The 17,181-nt window shown below is 65.0% G+C and carries 16 protein-coding genes; 5 read left to right on the top strand and 11 right to left on the bottom strand.

What is annotated here, in order from left to right; translation table 11 throughout:
* Positions 1-30 precede the first annotated feature (30 nt).
* Both hisN and ACQY4V_RS04305 read right to left on the bottom strand, forming a co-directional pair.
* Entirely contained in the window at positions 31-825 is a 795-nt protein-coding gene (hisN, locus tag ACQY4V_RS04310; RefSeq protein WP_428515667.1) for a histidinol-phosphatase, read from the bottom strand.
* 53 nt (positions 826-878) lie between these two features.
* The gene (locus ACQY4V_RS04305; protein ID WP_152491905.1) at positions 879-1,250 is read right to left on the bottom strand and encodes a helix-turn-helix domain-containing protein; all 372 of its coding nucleotides are present in this window, start codon (positions 1,248-1,250) and stop codon (positions 879-881) included.
* A gap of 305 nt (positions 1,251-1,555) precedes the next feature.
* Between ACQY4V_RS04305 and ACQY4V_RS04300 the strand changes: the two genes are divergently transcribed.
* A complete protein-coding gene (locus ACQY4V_RS04300) occupies positions 1,556-2,518 on the top strand; it encodes an NADPH:quinone oxidoreductase family protein (RefSeq protein ID WP_428515666.1) in 963 nt (320 codons plus the stop codon).
* Between the two features lie 10 nt (positions 2,519-2,528).
* Here the strand turns inward: ACQY4V_RS04300 and ACQY4V_RS04295 are convergent, their stop codons facing one another.
* Complete coding sequence (locus tag ACQY4V_RS04295) at positions 2,529-3,401, bottom strand: LysR family transcriptional regulator (protein ID WP_428515665.1); 873 nt, start codon at positions 3,399-3,401, stop codon at positions 2,529-2,531.
* A 125-nt stretch (positions 3,402-3,526) separates the two neighbouring features.
* On the opposite strand from ACQY4V_RS04295, the gene ACQY4V_RS04290 reads away from it, so the two are divergent.
* Positions 3,527-3,724: a DUF1127 domain-containing protein gene (locus ACQY4V_RS04290; protein WP_428515664.1), complete on the top strand. Its 198-nt coding sequence runs from the start codon at positions 3,527-3,529 to the stop codon at positions 3,722-3,724.
* A 124-nt stretch (positions 3,725-3,848) separates the two neighbouring features.
* The gene (locus ACQY4V_RS04285) at positions 3,849-4,568 is read left to right on the top strand and encodes a Bax inhibitor-1/YccA family protein (protein ID WP_152491901.1); all 720 of its coding nucleotides are present in this window, start codon (positions 3,849-3,851) and stop codon (positions 4,566-4,568) included.
* A 233-nt stretch (positions 4,569-4,801) separates the two neighbouring features.
* Here the strand turns inward: ACQY4V_RS04285 and rpmG are convergent, their stop codons facing one another.
* The 7 genes from rpmG to ACQY4V_RS04250 form a co-directional block, all read right to left on the bottom strand.
* A complete protein-coding gene (rpmG, locus tag ACQY4V_RS04280) occupies positions 4,802-4,969 on the bottom strand; it encodes a 50S ribosomal protein L33 (RefSeq protein WP_050927593.1) in 168 nt (55 codons plus the stop codon).
* A 104-nt stretch (positions 4,970-5,073) separates the two neighbouring features.
* Complete coding sequence (locus ACQY4V_RS04275; RefSeq protein WP_428517157.1) at positions 5,074-5,667, bottom strand: cell wall hydrolase; 594 nt, start codon at positions 5,665-5,667, stop codon at positions 5,074-5,076.
* Positions 5,668-5,850: 183 nt separating this feature from the next.
* The gene (locus tag ACQY4V_RS04270; RefSeq protein WP_428515663.1) at positions 5,851-8,391 is read right to left on the bottom strand and encodes a putative PEP-binding protein; all 2,541 of its coding nucleotides are present in this window, start codon (positions 8,389-8,391) and stop codon (positions 5,851-5,853) included.
* A gap of 86 nt (positions 8,392-8,477) precedes the next feature.
* Positions 8,478-10,598, bottom strand: coding sequence for a glycine--tRNA ligase subunit beta (gene glyS / locus ACQY4V_RS04265; RefSeq protein ID WP_428517155.1), 2,121 nt, complete (start codon positions 10,596-10,598; stop codon positions 8,478-8,480).
* Positions 10,599-10,724: 126 nt separating this feature from the next.
* Complete coding sequence (locus ACQY4V_RS04260; RefSeq protein WP_428515662.1) at positions 10,725-11,597, bottom strand: DUF1206 domain-containing protein; 873 nt, start codon at positions 11,595-11,597, stop codon at positions 10,725-10,727.
* Between the two features lie 62 nt (positions 11,598-11,659).
* Complete coding sequence (locus ACQY4V_RS04255; RefSeq protein WP_428515661.1) at positions 11,660-12,190, bottom strand: DUF6446 family protein; 531 nt, start codon at positions 12,188-12,190, stop codon at positions 11,660-11,662.
* A 22-nt stretch (positions 12,191-12,212) separates the two neighbouring features.
* Positions 12,213-13,142 carry a glycine--tRNA ligase subunit alpha gene (locus ACQY4V_RS04250; RefSeq protein ID WP_428515660.1) on the bottom strand — a complete coding sequence of 310 codons (930 nt, stop codon included), beginning with the start codon at positions 13,140-13,142 and terminating at the stop codon, positions 12,213-12,215.
* A 164-nt stretch (positions 13,143-13,306) separates the two neighbouring features.
* On the opposite strand from ACQY4V_RS04250, the gene ACQY4V_RS04245 reads away from it, so the two are divergent.
* Together ACQY4V_RS04245 and ACQY4V_RS04240 are read left to right on the top strand one after the other, a co-directional pair.
* Positions 13,307-15,070 carry a serine protease gene (locus tag ACQY4V_RS04245; RefSeq protein WP_428515659.1) on the top strand — a complete coding sequence of 588 codons (1,764 nt, stop codon included), beginning with the start codon at positions 13,307-13,309 and terminating at the stop codon, positions 15,068-15,070.
* Positions 15,071-15,215: 145 nt separating this feature from the next.
* Complete coding sequence (locus ACQY4V_RS04240) at positions 15,216-15,512, top strand: hypothetical protein (RefSeq protein WP_428515658.1); 297 nt, start codon at positions 15,216-15,218, stop codon at positions 15,510-15,512.
* A 94-nt stretch (positions 15,513-15,606) separates the two neighbouring features.
* Here the strand turns inward: ACQY4V_RS04240 and ACQY4V_RS04235 are convergent, their stop codons facing one another.
* Positions 15,607-17,154 (bottom strand): 5-guanidino-2-oxopentanoate decarboxylase, encoded by a 1,548-nt coding sequence (locus ACQY4V_RS04235; RefSeq protein WP_428515657.1) that lies wholly within the window; start codon positions 17,152-17,154, stop codon positions 15,607-15,609.
* Between the last annotated feature and the right edge of the window lie 27 nt (positions 17,155-17,181).

Here is a 17,181-nt window from a genome sequence, read left to right as displayed (position 1 = left end):
CTGCAGCCGGACCACGCCAGACGCCAGACCTCAGAAATGGCGCGCAAGGATCTCCAGGGCGGCCTCGTGCTGTTGGCGTCCCGCGGCCGCGATGGCGCGCCCGCCCTCGTGTGCCGGCCCGCCGCTCCAGTCCGTGACGATGCCGCCAGCGGCCTCGATCACCGCGATCGGCGCCTGGATGTCGTACGCGTTGAGCCCTGCCTCGATCACCAGGTCCACCTGCCCGCAGGCGACAAGCGCATAGGCATAGCAATCGAGACCGTAGCGCGTCAGCTGCGCCTGGCGCGCCACGTCCCGAAAGGCCGCGCCCTCGGCCTCGGTGCCGACCTCGGGAAAGGTGGTGAAGACGGTCGATTGCGACAGCGGCGCCTCCCCCCTTGTCTTCAGCGCCCGCGCGCCTTGCGGTCCGCGCATCCCGGCGCGTCCGAAGCCGCCCTCGAACCGTTCACCGATGTAAGGCTGGTCGATCAGGCCATAGACCGGCCCGCCCTGATCGGCGACGGCGATCAGCACACCCCATGTCGGCGCCCCGGCCACGAAGGCGCGCGTGCCGTCAATCGGGTCCAGAACCCAGGTCAGGCCGCTCGTGCCCGGGGTTTCGCCCATTTCCTCGCCAAGGATCGCGTCGTCGGGGCGGCGCTCGGCCAGCACCTCGCGCATCGCGGCTTCCGCGGCCCTGTCGGCGGCGGTGACCGGATCGAATCCCGACGACGCCTTGTTTTCCACGTCAATCGCCCCGGCGCGAAACCACGGCAGGATGGCGTCGCGCGCTGCATCTGCAAGCGCGTGCGCCGTGTTAACAATTTCCGAGTCGTTCCGGGTCATTCTATCCCCACCTTGTAACTGCATGGCGGGGATAAACGGCTTCTAGGACCGGCTCAAGCGACGTCGCTGAGAACCCGTGCAAGATCGAACAGGCGACGGCGCTGGTTTTCCGGGATCGCGTAATAGGACCGGATCAGATCGAGCGCTTCCTTGTCGCCCAGCAAATCCGCCGGGATCATGTCGCTCTCGTTTCTTGCGTCGCCATCGTGGTCGATACCGTCAAAGAAAAAGCTGACCTCCACGTCCAGGGCATCCGCGATGTCCCAAAGGCGAGAGGCGCTGACGCGGTTCGCGCCGGTTTCATATTTCTGAATTTGCTGGAATTTGATGCCTACGCTTTCAGCCAGCTGTTGTTGGGTCATTCCAACCAGCCAGCGGCGATGGCGAATACGTTTTCCGACATGCACGTCTACGGGGTGCGGCATGGGCAGTCCTTTCCTCAGGTGCCAACCCGGTTTGAAGTCATAATTTCCCGGGCGAGCGTTAAAAAAATATTAGGCCGCGCATCCCAGCGACACTGACGAGAAAATAAGAGCTGAGATTCTGTATAGCAAGAAGTATTGCACCCCGAATAAGGGATCGGTCCCTTATACCTACAATCTAAACGGGCATATACTGCTTTTGTATAGGTTGCCCACAACCAGAGCACGCGTTTGACATCGTTTCGGGACTTCGATTATCCGGGCAAGACGCCGGTCCGATCCGACAATTATTGATGAGGAGCCTCTAGATGCGCGCGTTCCGGATCGATTCGCACGATACAACCGCAACCCTCCAGGACGTCGAGGCGCCCCGGCCCGCCGCCGGGGAAATCGGACTGAAGATCCATGCCTGCGGGCTGAATTTCGCCGATTTGCTGATGCTGAAGGGCGAGTATCAGGACACGCCCGACACGCCGTTCACCCTCGGCATGGAAGTGGCTGGCACGGTAGAGGCGCTGGGGGACGGGGTCGAAGGACCCGCCATCGGCAGCCGCGTTGCCGTTTTCGGCGGTCAGGGAGGCCTGGCAGAGCGGGGCTGCTTTCCCGCCGACCGCGCGGTGGTCCTGCCCGATCAGATGAGCTTTACCGACGCGGCGGCGTTTCAGATCGCCTATGGCACCAGCCATGTCGGCCTGGATCACAAGGCCCGTCTGCAACCGGGCGAGACCCTGCTGGTTCTCGGCGCGGCGGGCGGCGTCGGCCTGACCGCGGTCGAGATCGGCAAGCTGATGGGCGCCACCGTCATCGCCTGCGCCCGCGGTGCCGACAAACTGGAGGTTGCGCGCAAGGCCGGGGCCGATCACCTGATCGACGCCGAAACCGACGATATCCGGGAGGCGTGCCGTGCCTTGGGGGGCGTCGATGTCGTCTACGATCCCGTCGGCGGGGACCAGTTCAAGTCCGCCATGCGCGCCTGCCGTCCCGAGGCCCGCATCCTGACCATCGGCTTTGCCAGCGGTGAGGTGCCGAAAATTCCGGCCAACCACTTGCTGGTCAAGAATATCTCGGTCCTGGGCCTCTACTGGGGCGGCTACCTCGCATTCCGGCCGCAGGTCGTCACCGACAGCCTGGCGCAGCTTTTCGCCTGGTATGCCGACGGCCGGCTGAAACCGCATGTCAGCCACATCCTGTCGCTCGAGAAGGCGCAGGAGGGGCTCGACCTGATGCGCACGCGCAAATCCACCGGCAAGGTTGTCATCACGACCGGCTGAGACCCCGCGCTCAGGCCTGCCGCAACAGGGTCGGCGTCGCGGCCCGGTATCCCTGACGCAGCAGATCGGCCATTTCGCGCGTGATCTCGTCTCGATTGGCCGACCCGTACATGTTGATCTGTTGAAAGCCCAGTTCCGGCAGCGCCCCTTGCGTGTTGATCGCTTCCTGATGCGGCGGGATGCTGGTCTCCAGCAGAGCCCCGATCGCAAGATCCGCGCTGATCAGCGCCTCGACCGAGCGATCCTCGTCCGACTCTATCGCCAGTTCCCAGTCGATTCCCGCCGCATCCAGGATGCGCAGCACCGGCGCCCGGAAGATGCAGAAATTGCAGAACCCCAGCCGCAAGGGCCGTTTTCGCCAAGCCTGGCCGCCCAGGGCACCGACCCATTTCAGCGGGATTTTCGTCAAGGTCTCTCCACCCGGCGTCAACGCTTTCTCGGTCGTCAGGATCAGATCGATCTCGCCTTTCTTCAACGCGTCGTGCAGTCGGACAGTGCTGGAGGATTTCAGGACGACATTCACCCTCGGGAAAACGCTGTTGAACGTCTTCAGAACCCGCGGCACGACGGGATAGATGATGTCATGCGGCACGCCCAGGGTCAGCGTGCCCTCGTAAACCTCGTCCGAAAGCCGCCCCACGGCCTCGTCATTCAAATCGACGATGCGCCGCGCATAGGTCAAGAGTTGCTCGCCCGAGGCGGTCAGCGCGATGCGCCGGTTGCTGCGATCCAGCAGTTCGATCCCAAGCAGGTCTTCCAACCGCTTGAGCTGCATCGACACCGCCGACTGCGTCAGGTTCAGCACCTGCGCGGCGCGCGTCACACCGCCCTGCTCGGCGACTTCCAGAAAAGACCGCAAGGTCGTCATGTCGAGATTACGCATTCATCATGTTCCTTGATGCAATCCAAGCCAAACATTCATTTTTCATATATGACCCGGCATGCCATTTATATCAACAGTAATAATGATGCGCGCCGCGCCATCACTGAAATTGAAAGGACGCACTCATGCTCACTTTGTCATTCCGTCGCCATGCGCCCTACCCGGCCCCTCGCCGCGCCCGCCTGCGCGATGTGATCGAGATGTATCGTCAGCGCCGTGCCCTGGCACGTCTCGACGATCACGCCCTTCAGGATATCGGCATTACCCGCCAGGAGGCGATGGCCGAGGCCCGCCGTCCGATCTGGGACATCTCGTGTCGCTGACAGGTGAACCGACTGTTTCCGCACGATTTCGGTGCGGATTTTCTTGAAAAGAGACGTCGGGCACACGATATTGTCTGCAAACCTCGGCTTGAGGTTTGAATGGGACACTTATTCGGAGGCTTGAATGGCTCAATTCGAAACGATCCGGTCGGCAACTGGTGCGCGTACCGCCGCGATCGACGAAGGCTTGCGCGCCCACATGAACAAGGTCTACGGCACGATGTCGATCGGCATGTTGCTGACCTTTGCGGCCGCTTGGGCCGTGGGCAACAACGCCGCGATGATGGAAACGCTGTTCACCGGCTTCACACGCTATATCGTGATGTTCGCCCCGCTGATCATGGTCTTCGCCTTCGGCGCGGTGATCAACAAGCTGTCGGCGGCTGCGGCACAACTCTTCTTCTACGCCTTCGCCGCGGTGATGGGTGTGTCGATCTCGTACATCTTCGTGGTGTTCACCGATTTCTCGATCGCCCAGGTCTTCCTGGCCACGGCGGCCGCCTTCGCAGGGCTTTCGCTGTGGGGCTACACCACGAAAAAGGACATCTCCGGCTGGGGCAGCTTCCTGATCATGGGTGTAATCGGCCTGATCGTGGCGTCGATCGTCAACATCTTCATCGGCTCCAGCGAAATCATGTTCGCGATCTCGGCCATCGGCGTGCTGATCTTCGCCGGCCTGACCGCCTATGACACGCAGTCGATCAAGAATGAGTACCTGGCCCACGCCCACCACGGCGACAGCGAGTGGCTGGGCAAGGCAGCCATCATGGGCGCCCTGCGGCTCTATCTCGACTTCATCAACATGTTCATGATGCTGTTGAACCTGCTGGGCCAGCGCGAATAACCACAGCGCACAAGCTGAAACGAACAATGGGCCGGTCATCAGACCGGCCCTTTTTCGTGGGGCCGCTGGCTTCGAGAACACCCGTCCCGGGCCTGACCCGGGACCTCCCGTCGCAAACGGCCCCAGATCAAGTCCCACGCGGACGCCGCGTCTCGGCGCGCAACTGCGAAAAGTCCCAAAGCAAAAGGCCGCACCCATCGGCACGGCCCTTGAATACGCTCGGAGGGAAGATCCTACTTGATCTTGCCTTCCTTGTACTCGACGTGCTTGCGCGCGACGGGGTCGTATTTGCGCACCGACATCTTCTCGGTCATGGTGCGGGCGTTCTTCTTCGTCACGTAGAAGTGGCCCGTGCCGGCGGTCGAGTTCAGGCGGATCTTGATTGTGGTCGGCTTCGCCATGGGTATCTCTCCTGCGGCGGGATGTCAGCCACCCCGCGAAATTCGTCATGAAGCCCGCCTTTTAAACGCGCGGGCCTGCATGTCAACCGGATTCTCCGCCCCGCTCAGTTCGAGCTGACGCGCGTCGGCATCCGGTAGAAGTGATGCACTCCGATCGTGGTGGTCCGGGCGAAATTGCGCGACCATTTCGGGCGCACGGCCTTGGTGTGGTAATGCGTCGCTCCGGCCGTCAGGTCGCGCCTGGCGCCCTTGACCATCAGATACGCCACCTTGCCGGCCCGTTCGAAGGCACGTTTCTCGCTGATCCGGTCGCTGGCACCGTCACAGGTGTAGGTGAACTGGCACTGGTACTTGCGGCCCGTGCCTTGGTGCACAACGCCACAGATCGTGTCGGGAAAGCGGGCGCTGTCGACCCGGTTCATAATGACCTCGGCCACCGCGAACTGACCCTTGACGCTTTCGCCGCGCGCCTCGTGGTACAGCGCTTCGGCCAGGCAACGCCATTGCTTGCCGCCAGTGTGGGCCGACTGGGCCGCCAGCCAGTCGCGCGAATACGTCACGTCCACGCCCGGGCGCTCCATATAGCGCGCCACCATATCTTCGGGAATCGAACTCAGCACGCGGTTCTCGTGCGCATATAAACGGTTGATGTCCTGCTCTGCCGCGGCCGCGGTCCCAAGGCACATCATCAAGATCATCGCGAGGGTTCTCAAGGCTCGCCTCCTTCAAAATAAGACCCTACGGGCCCGTCAAGTCGCGACGAGGTACATAAAAGGGGTATGCGAGTCCAGCCTGCGGCGCTGCAAGGGCGTTATGCAGCGAGATTGCAAGGCCAAAAATCGGCGGAATTACGGCAGATATGGCGAGAACCCGCCCGCGATCTACCCGATCTTGTCCTTCACGGCCAATTGTGCGGCAGCTAGTCGCGCCACCGGAACCCGGAACGGAGAACAGGAAACATAGTCGAATCCCGCCGTCCGGCAGAAGGCAATCGATTCGGGGTTGCCACCGTGTTCGCCACAGATCGACAGGGTCAGGTCAGGGGCCACCTCGCGGCCGCGCCGCGCCCCGATCTCCAGCAATTCGCCCACCCCGTCGACGTCCAGCACGTGGAACGGGTCCTCGGGGAACACACCCTGCTTGACGTAGTGCGACATGAACCGCCCTGCGTCATCGCGGCTGAGGCCATATGTCATCTGCGTCAGGTCGTTGGTGCCGAAGCTCAGGAAAGCCACGTGCGGCGCAATCTCGGCGGCGCGCAACGCGGCGCGCGGGGTCTCGACCATCACGCCCAGCCGATAGGTGAAATCGCGGCCCGTCTCGCGGCGCACGGCATCGGCCACGTTGTCGACATTCTCGCGCACCAGTTCGACCTCGCGCATCGCCGACACCAGCGGGATCATGATTTCGGGCACGACCGGATCGCCCTCCTTGCTGGCGGCGACCGTCGCCTCGAAGATCGCCCGCGCCTGCATCTCGTAGATCTCCGGCACCGCGATGCCCAGCCGCACACCGCGCATCCCCAGCATGGGGTTGTATTCTCCAAGCGATTCCACCCGCTCGGTCACATCCGCCACCGGCAGGTCCAGCGCGTCGGCCAACTCGCGAATGCCCTCGCGGTCGGCGGGCAGGTATTCGTGCAAAGGCGGGTCGAACAGCCGTATACAGACGGGCATCCCCGACATGATCCGGAAAAGGTCGATGAAATCCGCCCGCTGCATCGGCAACAGCACCTCCAGCGCCGAGGCGCGGTCCTCGCTGGTGTCGGCAAAGATCATCTCACGCATCGCCACCAGGCGGCTGGGTTCCACGAACATGTGCTCGGTCCGGCACAGTCCGATCCCCTGAGCCTTGAAAGTCAGCGCCAGTTCGGCATCGGCCTGGGTGTCGGCATTGGCCCGCACTTCGATGTCGCGCACCTCGTCGGCCCAGCTCATCAGCGTCTTGAACGTCTCGTCCCGCGCGGCCTCCAGCAGGCGCGGCTCGCCGGCCAGAACCTCGCCACTGGTGCCGTCGATTGTGATCTGATCCCCGGCCATCAGGCTGCGGCCGTCGGGAAAGACCAGCCGCTTGCGCTTGATCTGAAAGGTGATTGCAGAGGCGCCCACGACACAGGGCTTGCCGATGCCCCGCCCGATCACGGCGGCATGGCTGGTGATCCCGCCCCGCTCGGTCAGCACACCGGCGGCGGCGTGCATCCCGCGAATGTCCTCGGGGCTGGTCTCTCGCCGCACCAGGATCGCCGCCTCGCCGCGCGACTCCGCCGCCTGGGCTTCCTCGGCGCTGAAGACGATCTTTCCCGTGGCCGCGCCGGGGCTGGCGGCGATGCCGCGCGCCAGAACGTCGCGCTTGACCTCGGGGTCGATCTGCCGGTGCAGAAGTTCATTCAGCGCCCGCGGCTCGATCCGCATCAGCGCCTCCTCGCGCGTGATGATCCCCTCTTCGGCCAACGCCACGGCGATGGCCACGGCAGCGCGGGCGTTGCGGGACACGCGCACCCCGTCCAGCAGGTAGACCTCGCCGTTCTCGATGGTGAATTCGGCCTGCATTTCCTCGCGCAGCTTCTCGCGCATAAGCTTGGTGCATTGCTTCAGCCGCGCGAACGCCTCCGGCGCCAGTTCCTCCAGGGACGGGCCGCGCGGATCCTTCTGCAGGTACAGCGCTTCCTTGCTGGCCTTCAGCGCCTCTCGCCCCTGGCTCTGGCTCAGGTAGCGCCCGGTGCAGCGCCGGTCGCCCGTCGCGCTGTCGACCAGCTGCATCACGCCCGAGCCGCATTCGCCCTCGCCCAGGCCAAGCGCCATTTCCTGCACCACAAGGCCAAGGCCCGCGTCGGCCGGCGCGCCCTTGGCCTGCCGCAAGAGCCGTGCCGTGGTGCCCTGCCACGCCCGCGCCATGGAACGCAGCACGCCCAGCAACTGCACTTTCGCATCCTGCGGGAACTCTTCCTCGACTTCCTCTTCGTAGGCGACCAGCGCCTGGCCTACCGCCTTGACCGGATCATCGTCCAGGTCGTCGAACATGTCCGGGTCGGCGCGGGCCACGTGCACCGCATAGGCCTGCACGAACCGCAGGTAGAGCGTCGCCGCCGCCGGCTTGCCGATCCGGTCCGACAAATCGACGAACCGCGCATCGTTCATGCCGATGTTCAGAACCGCCCCCGGCCCGCCCCAGTCGGGGTCCTCGGACGACGGGCGCACGCACAGCACCGGCAGTTCGCCGAACGGGTCCAGCAAGGATGCCATGTCCGGCACCTCGCCGTCCGCGATGCCCCTCACCGCGTCGAAGGACAGCGCGACCGTGCGCGGGACCGGCAAATCCAGCCGCACGAGGCGTTGCAGGCACTTGGCCCGCCCGCCATGCGTCGGGATCGCGATGGGCGCGTCGGGAGTGATCGGCGTGATATGTTCAGGGCCCTGCTGCACTGCGGCAATTCCTTTTCTGGCCCGCAGAATACGCAAGCCGAATTTTTAGGCAAGGCCTGTCGGGTCCACCGCTGCGGTTTGCCCCACTATCCTTCCAGCCGCCGCAAATCCGCCGCCTGCAGACAGATCTGGCGGATGGAATGCAGCATGTTCAAACGGTTGCGCCGCAGGATCGCATTCTCGGAATTGATCTGCACCGCCTCGAAGAACGCGTCGATCGGTGCGCGCAGCGCGGCCATTGCGCCCATGGCCCGGGCGAAATCCTCGTCCTTCCCGGCGGCGGCGATGGTTTTCTCCGCATCCTGCAAGGCCGCGAAAAGCGCCTTTTCGGTCGCGTCCTCGGCAAATTTGGGATCGGCGCCAAAGGAATACTCGACCCCGTCCTTCTCCTCGGCCTGCGTCAGGATGTTGTTCGCCCGCTTGAACCCCTGCACCAGGTTCTCGCCATCCTCGGTCTGAAGCACGTCCTGCAAGGCCCGCGCCCGCTTGACCAGCAGAGCCAGATCGTCATTGCCCTCCATCGCGATACAGGCGTCGATAACGTCATGGCGGATGCCCTGATCGCGCAGGTAGACTTTGAGGCGGTCGTGGAAGAAGGAGAGGAGGTCCAACAGAATTGCCAATTTCTCGTCGTAGACAATTTCGTTACCATCAAAGGTTTTGGTCGCCGCAAGCTTTGCCTCGGGAACTGATGTTCTAGCCGCCGCGTCAATCAAATCGCTAGGTTGAGGCTTGAAGCCTGAGACCAACGTCTCTCGAAGATCTAACTTGATCTCGTTTTCCAGCACCAACCGGATTACCCCCAACGCCGCCCTTCGCAGCGCATAAGGATCCTTAGACCCGGTGGGCTTCTCGTCAATCGCCCAGAACCCCGTCAGCGTATCCAGCTTGTCCGCCAGCGCCACCGCAACCGAGACGAGACGCGACGGCACCGCATCAGACGGCCCGAGCGGCGCGTAATGCTCCTCGCAGGCCGCCGCCACATCCTCGGGCAACCCAGCCTCGGCGGCGTAATACCGCCCCATGATCCCCTGCAATTCGGGGAACTCGTAGACCATTTCCGAACTCAAATCGGCCTTCGCCACCTGCGCCGCCTGCTCCGCCAGATCGGGATCTGCCCCCACCACCGGCGCGATTTCCCGCGCCAGGGCTGCAATCCGCGCGATCCGCTCGGCCTGGCTGCCCAGCTTGTTATGGAAGGTGACGTTCTCCAGGCTGTCCAGCCACGGCCCCATGCCCTCTTTCGCAATGCGCAGATCGTTCTCCCAAAAGAACTTGGCGTCTGCCAGCCGTGCGGCCAGAACCTTCTGGTTGCCGGCAAGGATCGTGGCGCCCTGGTCGGCAGTTTCGCGGTTCGCCACGGTCACGAACTGCTCGATCCGGCCCGTCTTGGGGTTGCGCACCGAAAAGAATTTCTGGTGTTCCTTCATCGACGATTGCAGCACCTCGGGCGGCAGGTCCAGGAACTCGGCCCCGATACCGCCCATCAGCGGCACGGGCCATTCCACCAGCCCCGCGACCTCCTGCAACAGCCCCTTGTCCTCGACCACCTCGAGGCCGCGGGCAAAGGCTTGGTTCGTGGCCTCCTGCCAGATATGACCGGCACGTTCCTCGGGGTTCAGCACGACCTTGGCGCGCTTCAGCTTCGCCGCGTAATCCTCGAAGGACGTGACGGAAAATCGCTCCGGCGCCATGAACCTGTGCCCTTCGGTGCTGTCGCCCGCCTTGATGCCGTCCACGTCCAGCGGCACGACCTGCGCCTCGCCCGCGTCGTCGGTCAGGATGCACAGGATGGAATGCAAGGGCCGCACCCAGCGCAGGCTGCCCGCGCCCCACCGCATCGACTTGGGCCACGGGAAGTTGCGGATCGTGTCGTCCAGCACCTCGGCGACGATCTCGGCCGCCGGGCGGCCCGGCTTGGTGATGGTCGCGAAATAGACCTGACCCTTCTTTTCATCGCGGACTTCAAGCGTGTCGCGCGCCACGCCCGCACCGCGCAGGAAGCCCTCGATCGCCTTTTCCGGCGCATCGACGCGCGGCCCCTTGCGCTCTTCGCGCAAGGTCGGGCTCTCGGACAACAGCCCTTCCAGCGCCAGTGTCAGCCGCCGGGGCGTGGCAAAGGCCGCGGCCCCCGCATAGGTCAGGCCGGCCTCGACCAGCCCGTCGGTCATCCGCTTTTTCAGGTCCTCGCAGGCCCGCGCCTGCATCCGGGCCGGGATTTCCTCGGAGAAAAGTTCGATCAGAAGGTCGGGCATGATGTCACCGGAACGTCTTGGGTCAACGTCCCGGTGCTTAACGGGCCTGCCGCGGCGCGGCAAGCCGATTGACGGCAATTAGCTGGCGGCAGCGGTCCGCGCCGTGGACTTGGCCTTCGCCTTGGCGGCCTGCGCCATGCTTTGAATGTCGCTGCTGTGGCCCACGCCCGGCACGATGCGATAGCGCGCCTCGACGAAGTTCTCGATGCCAAAGCCGATAATGCCCAGCGCTATCACGCCCAGCACGACCTGCCCGCCGGTCATGCCGCGGATGTAGTCCAGCGCGCCGCCGATCCCCATGGCCGAGGACGGATCGGAATTCATCGCTGCAAGGCAAAGGAACATGCCCACGATGGCCAGGACGATGCCATAGCTCACAAAACCCCAGCGCAACAGCGGCTCCAGCTTCTGCGTCTTCTCGTTGTTCTGGATGTAACGCTTGTACTTCTTCTTCCAGCCCTTGATCACATAGTGGATGCCCGCGCCCAGAATGCCGAGGGCCGCAGCGCCCACGATCCATTTCCCGCCGGGCATCTGCAGGACCTTCGCCGTCCAGTCGGACGCGCCGCCACCGCCGGAACTGCCGCCGACCCCCAGCGCCACTGACGCCATCGCGAACCCGAGGCCCACGTGGATCAGCCCGGTCACCACCAGCGCAAGCCGCTGGAACAGGCCCTTTTCCTCGTCGCCGCGATTTTCAAGGTCGAAATAGGCCGCGATAAAGCGCCAGATGCCGTAGCACACGAACCCCAGCGCCACGAGCCACAGCAGGATCTGCCCAAACGGCGCATCGCGCAGCGTCTGCAGCGCGCCCTTGGTTCCTTCGGCGTTGCCACCCCACAGGGCGGCGGACATCGTCAGCCCGCCGAGGATAAGGTAAACCAGCCCTCTTGCGGAATACCCCGCCCGCATCATCGGAATGACCCAGTCGGGTGCTCTCTGATCGGCCATGGCGCGTCCTCCGCTGCGTGTGGGCATTGGTGGGACAGCGTGCGAAGCCGGTCTAAAGTTCCTTAATCTTCTGGATTATCTTCACGCGGCGGGCATTCCTCGCCCACGACAGTGCCGTCATAGGCCTTGTCGCCGCATTCGTTCAGCTCGTGCCAGGCATAGCCGCGCCCGTCCTCGGCGACGACGACGATGCGGTCGATCCCGTAATGGATGTTCTTCTCGCCCAGAAAGGCCAGCGCGGTGCCGGCCTCCAGTTCCTCGGCAATCGCCTCGGCATCGAAACAGTCAAACCACCCCGGCGCGGTCAGCGGCTCTGCGCCCTCGTACATCTCGTAGGTCTCGGTCAGCATCGCCTGGCTCATCTCGGTGGTGAAACAGGCGCGATAGCGGATCGGGCTGCTGGCGGCGTCGATGGCCTGGAAATCCTCGTAACGCACCGGCTCGGGCGCGCCGGTGACGAGGTTGACCAACCGCACGTCGTCGGTGCCGGTCGCCTCCACCGGTTCGTAGAAATGGTAGACCTGCAGGTAATACATGGCCGCCCCGGCCAGAAGTGCGATCATGACGATCCCGATCCCGATAACCTTGCCCATCAGTCGCCCCTTTCGCGCAACGTCACGCGGCATACCCGGCATCGGCCGTCAGAACGTAGGCGTCGGCGCATTTCTTCGCCAGCGCCCGCACCCGGCCGATATAGGCCTGCCGCTCGGTCACGCTGATCACCCCGCGCGCGTCCAGAAGGTTGAAGATGTGGCTCGCCTTGATGCACTGGTCATAGGCCGGCAGCGCCATCACGATCCGACGGCCGGTCTTGGGGTCGGTCTCGGGCTGGTCCAGGATACGCTCGCATTCCTGCTCCGCGTCGATGAAATGCTGCAACAGCATGTCGGTGTCGGCCACGTCGAAGTTCCAGCGCGCATATTGCGCCTCGGCCTCGCGGAAGACGTCGCCATAGGTCAGCGGGATCGGCGCGTGGGGGTCGTTGAACGGCATCTCGTTGCCGTCGTCATAGCCCAGCACGTACATCGCCAGCCGTTCCAGCCCGTAGGTCAGCTCACCCGACACCGGCGCGCAGTCATGCCCGCCCACCTGCTGGAAGTAGGTGAACTGGCTCACCTCCATCCCGTCGCACCACACTTCCCATCCCAGGCCCCAGGCGCCCAGCGTCGGGCTCTCCCAGTCGTCCTCGACAAAGCGGATGTCGTGCAGGTCCATGTCGATGCCGATCGCTTCCAGCGAGCCCAGGTAGATCTGTTGCAGGTTCGCGGGGCTCGGCTTGATGATGACCTGGTACTGGTAATAGTGCTGCCAGCGGTTCGGACTGTCGCCGTAACGCCCGTCCGTGGGCCGGCGCGACGGTTGCACGTAGGCCGCCGACCACGGCCGCGCCCCCAGCGAACGCAAGGTCGTCGCCGGGTGGAACGTGCCCGCCCCCACTTCCATGTCGTAGGGCTGCATCACCGCGCAGCCCTGCGCGGCCCAGTAGGCCTGCAAACGCAGGATGATGTCCTGGAATGACCGCGGTTTGCCGGTGCTGTCGCTCATGGAATGTCCTCCGGGTCGCCCCTCGTGATGCTCGGCCCTTCCCTACGGCGCTCTCACCCAAGGGTCAATTGCCCTGAAAGGCCATATTTAGGATGCACGCGCCCGCAGATTTGGTAAAAAGCGGGGAAGAGCAGAAACAACACCGAACTCGGCAAGGGACGTACATGTCGCGCATCTTTCTTACCTTCGTATTCCTGGCCGTCGCCCTTGTGGCGCCGGTCGCCGCCAAGGCCCAGGTCTTCATCCAGATCGAGGCGCAACCCAGCCTTGCCCAGGCCGAGGCCAGCCTGCGCCGATACGCCGGACAGATGCAGGACGTGAACGGCTTTGCTCTGGGCGGCGGCTGGTACGGCATCGCCCTCGGCCCCTACAGCGAAGCGGATGCCAACACGATCCTGCGCAACCTGCGCTCGGCCAGGCTCATCCCCCGTGACAGCTACATTGCCGAAGAGAGCGAGTACCAGCGTCAGTTCTGGCCCGTGGGCGCGAACGTGCTGAACCGTCCCACCCGGCAGGTCGCCGAAGACACCGAGGATGCTACGACGGGCACCGGCGACCAGGACACGGTGCAGACCGATCCCCAGCCACAGCCGCAGCCCGAAGCCTCGGATGAAACCGTCCGCGAGGCCCGCGCCGGCGAGGCCTTGCTGACCCGCGAGGAACGCGCCGCATTGCAGGAAGCCCTGAAATGGGCCGGCTTCTACGGCGGCGCGATCGACGCGGCTTTCGGGCGCGGCACGCGGGGCTCCATGGCCCGCTGGCAGGAGGCCAACAATTTCGAGGCAACCGGCGTTCTGACGACCCGTCAACGCGCCGAACTGTTCCGTCAGTACAACGCCGTGCTCGAAGGGCTCGACCTGCGCGTCGTGCGCGACACCGGGGCCGGTATCGCCATGAAACTGCCCACCGGCGTGGTGGAGTTCGCCAAGTACGAGCCGCCTTTCGCCCATTACGACGCCACCGGCGACATCGACGCCAAGGTACTGCTGATCAGCCAGGAAGGCGACCGCGCCACGCTGGCGGGCCTCTTCGACATCATGCAGACGCTTGAAATCGTGCCCCAGACCGGCCCGCGCAATCTCGACGGCGACGCCTTCACCCTGATCGGCGAGAGCGCCTATACCATCTCGCACACCCAGGCATGGCTTCGCGATGGCCAGATCAAGGGGTTCACCCTGGTCTGGCCCGCCGGCGACGAGGAACGCCGCACCCGGATGCTGGGCGAAATGCAGGAAAGCTTCTCGCGCCTCGACACCGTGCTCGACCCCGCCGCGGGCAGCAACGAGGTCCAGAGCATCAACCTGGTCGCCGGACTTGAAATCCGCACGCCCAAGCTCTCGCGCTCGGGCTTCTACGTCGATCGGTCCGGCACCGTCGTGACCACCTCTGAGGTCGTCGCTTCCTGCGGCCGCATCACCCTGGACGAAACCATCGAGGCCGAGATCCAGACCGCCAACGACGACACCGGCATCGCCGTGCTGCGCCCGCGCACGCCGCTGGCACCGCTGGCCGTGGCCGCGTTTCAGCAAAACGCGCCGCGCCTGCAATCGGACGTGGCCGTGGCGGGCTATTCCTACGGCGGCGTTCTGGGTGCACCCTCGGTCACGTTCGGCCAGCTGGCCGACGTGCAGGGTCTCAACGGCGAGCGCGAAATGAAGCGCCTGGCGCTCAACGCGCTGGACGGCGACGCCGGCGGCCCCGTCGTCGATGCGGGCGGCGCCGTGGTCGGTATGTTGCTGCCCCACGACACCGGCACGCGGCAACTGCCCGAAGGCGTCAGCTTTGCCGCCAATGCCGAAACGATACGCCGGGTGCTGGAGCAGGCCGGCGTCACCCCCTCGGCGACCAACGGCGACGGCCAGATGCCGCCCGAGAGCCTGTCGGAACGCGTCTCCGGCATGACCGTGCTGGTCAGCTGCTGGGAATAACGAAAAACCTCTTAAAACCGATCACGAAGCTCGCCTTGACGCCACATTCCGGCCAAAGGCGGGCCACCGGCGGCCCCGATACCACGCGTCAGGTGGTGTGGGGCCACGGCCGCACGATGCGGCCCGTCAACCGGAGTGGATCGACATGTTCAAATCAACCGTTCTTGGCGCGCTCGCGCTCGGCTTTTCCTTCGCCACGACCGCCACGATCGCCCAGGCCGACCTGTCAGCGGATGTCGCGGCCTCCTTGCACCTCGCCCGCGATGGCGGGGCCGCTCCCGCGCTGAACCACCAGGGGCAATGGTGGACCCACCCCAAGGGCTGCGAATACTCCCGCGCGGGCCGCGGCGGCGAGGTTGTCTGGTACCTGATCATCAACACCGCCCGCCCCGGCTGCCCGGCCTATATCGTCAGCTACAGCCCCTATAACGACGTCTATTGAGCGTGGCGGACCCCGCGACCTGGGTCTTCGAGAACTGATGAAACCCCGGGATGCGCCGCGCTTTCAAAGACCCCGACATACGCGCCGCCCGCCGTCAGTCCCCGATCCCGGCCATGACGTGAATCAGCGTCGGGCGGTCCGCGTCGAACGCCCCGCGCACCGCCCGCCCCATGTCCTCCAGGCTGCCGGGCTGCACCGCGTGAGCGCCATAGGCCTGCGCCAGGGCACAGAAATCCGGGTTGCGCGCGACCACCGCGTTGGGCGCGATCTGGGACCGGATCATCGCGTCCTCGATCTCTTTCAATTTGCCGTTGTCCCACAGGATGATCGGCAATGGCAGGCCGTGTTCGACCGCCGTGCCCAGCTCCTGCAAGGTGTATTGAAACCCGCTGTCGCCACAGATCGCCAGGGTCGGCTTGCCCTCCCGCGCGATCGCCCCGCCGATGGCGGCAGGCATCCCGTAGCCCAAGGTGCCATAGCCGAACGGGTGATGCCAGTGACCCGGCCGGTCCATCGGCCAGACCTCCTTGGCGGCATAGGCGAATTGCGTCATGTCCGAATAGATCATCGTCTCCGCCGGACAGGCATCGCGCAGCGCGTCGACCACCGGAACGATACCGGGCCGCTCGGCCTCCACCTCGATCCGCCAGCGGGCCTTGGTGGCGGTCACGTCCGCGGCGTTCCATTTCGGCTCGGCCTGCTCGGGCAGGCTGTCTGCCAGCGCCTCCAGGAAGGCGCCCGCGTCCGAAAGGATGCACAGCTCGGCCCGCGGGTGCTCCAGCTCCACCGGGTCGATATCCACCCGGATCATGCGGCCCTTGTGGCCCAATTCGTCCCGCCACAGGTCAATCTCGGACAGTTCCGAGCCCACGACCAGTACCAGGTCCGCCCGTGCCAGAACGTCGGCGCTGTCCGGCCGGGCGAGATAGGCCCCGAAATCCAGGGCCAGGTCTGCGCCGACCACGCCCCGCCCGGCATAGGTGGTCATCGTCGCGGCTCCGCTGCGCTCGACCACCGCCCGGGCTGCCGCCCCTGCCCCGACGCTGCCGCCGCCGAAGAGGATCATCGGCGTTTTCGCCCGCTGCAGCGCGTCCGCCACAGCCGCCACGTCCTCGGGGCGTGCGACGGGCCGTTTCGCCCGCGTCTCCACCGGGACCGGCGCCGCGTCGGCCAGGCTGCCTCCCAGGGCGATCGGCACCTGCAGATGCTTGGTGCGCGGCCGCGCGGTGGAAAACTCGTTGAACGCCCGCTCGATCAGACCATAGGTCGCCCCGGCCGATTTCACCTCAAAGCTCCAGTCGCAGATGCAGCGCGCCGCACCTTCCTGGTCGATCATCTGGTGCAACTGCCCGCGCCGCGCCGCCGTCTCGTCAAGGCAGCTCGAGATCACCAGCATCGGCACGCTGTCCGAATAGGCCTGCCCCATCGGCGTCATCACGTTGGTCAGCCCCGGCCCGGTGATCACATAGGCCACCCCCGGCTTGCCCGACGCCCGGGCATAGCCGTCGGCCATGAACCCCGCCCCCTGCTCGTGCCGCGCCAGCACGTGGCGGATGCCGGCCTCCTCGATGCCGCGATACATCTCCACGTTATGCACGCCGGGAATGCCGAAGATCACGTCGACCCCGCGGGCCTTCAACATGTGGGATATCTGCGCACCGAGCGGTCG

It is taken from the genome of Roseovarius sp. (assembly GCF_965277045.1).
In the GTDB taxonomy this organism is placed as follows: domain Bacteria; phylum Pseudomonadota; class Alphaproteobacteria; order Rhodobacterales; family Rhodobacteraceae; genus Roseovarius.
This window is presented reverse-complemented; position numbering and strand designations above follow the sequence as displayed.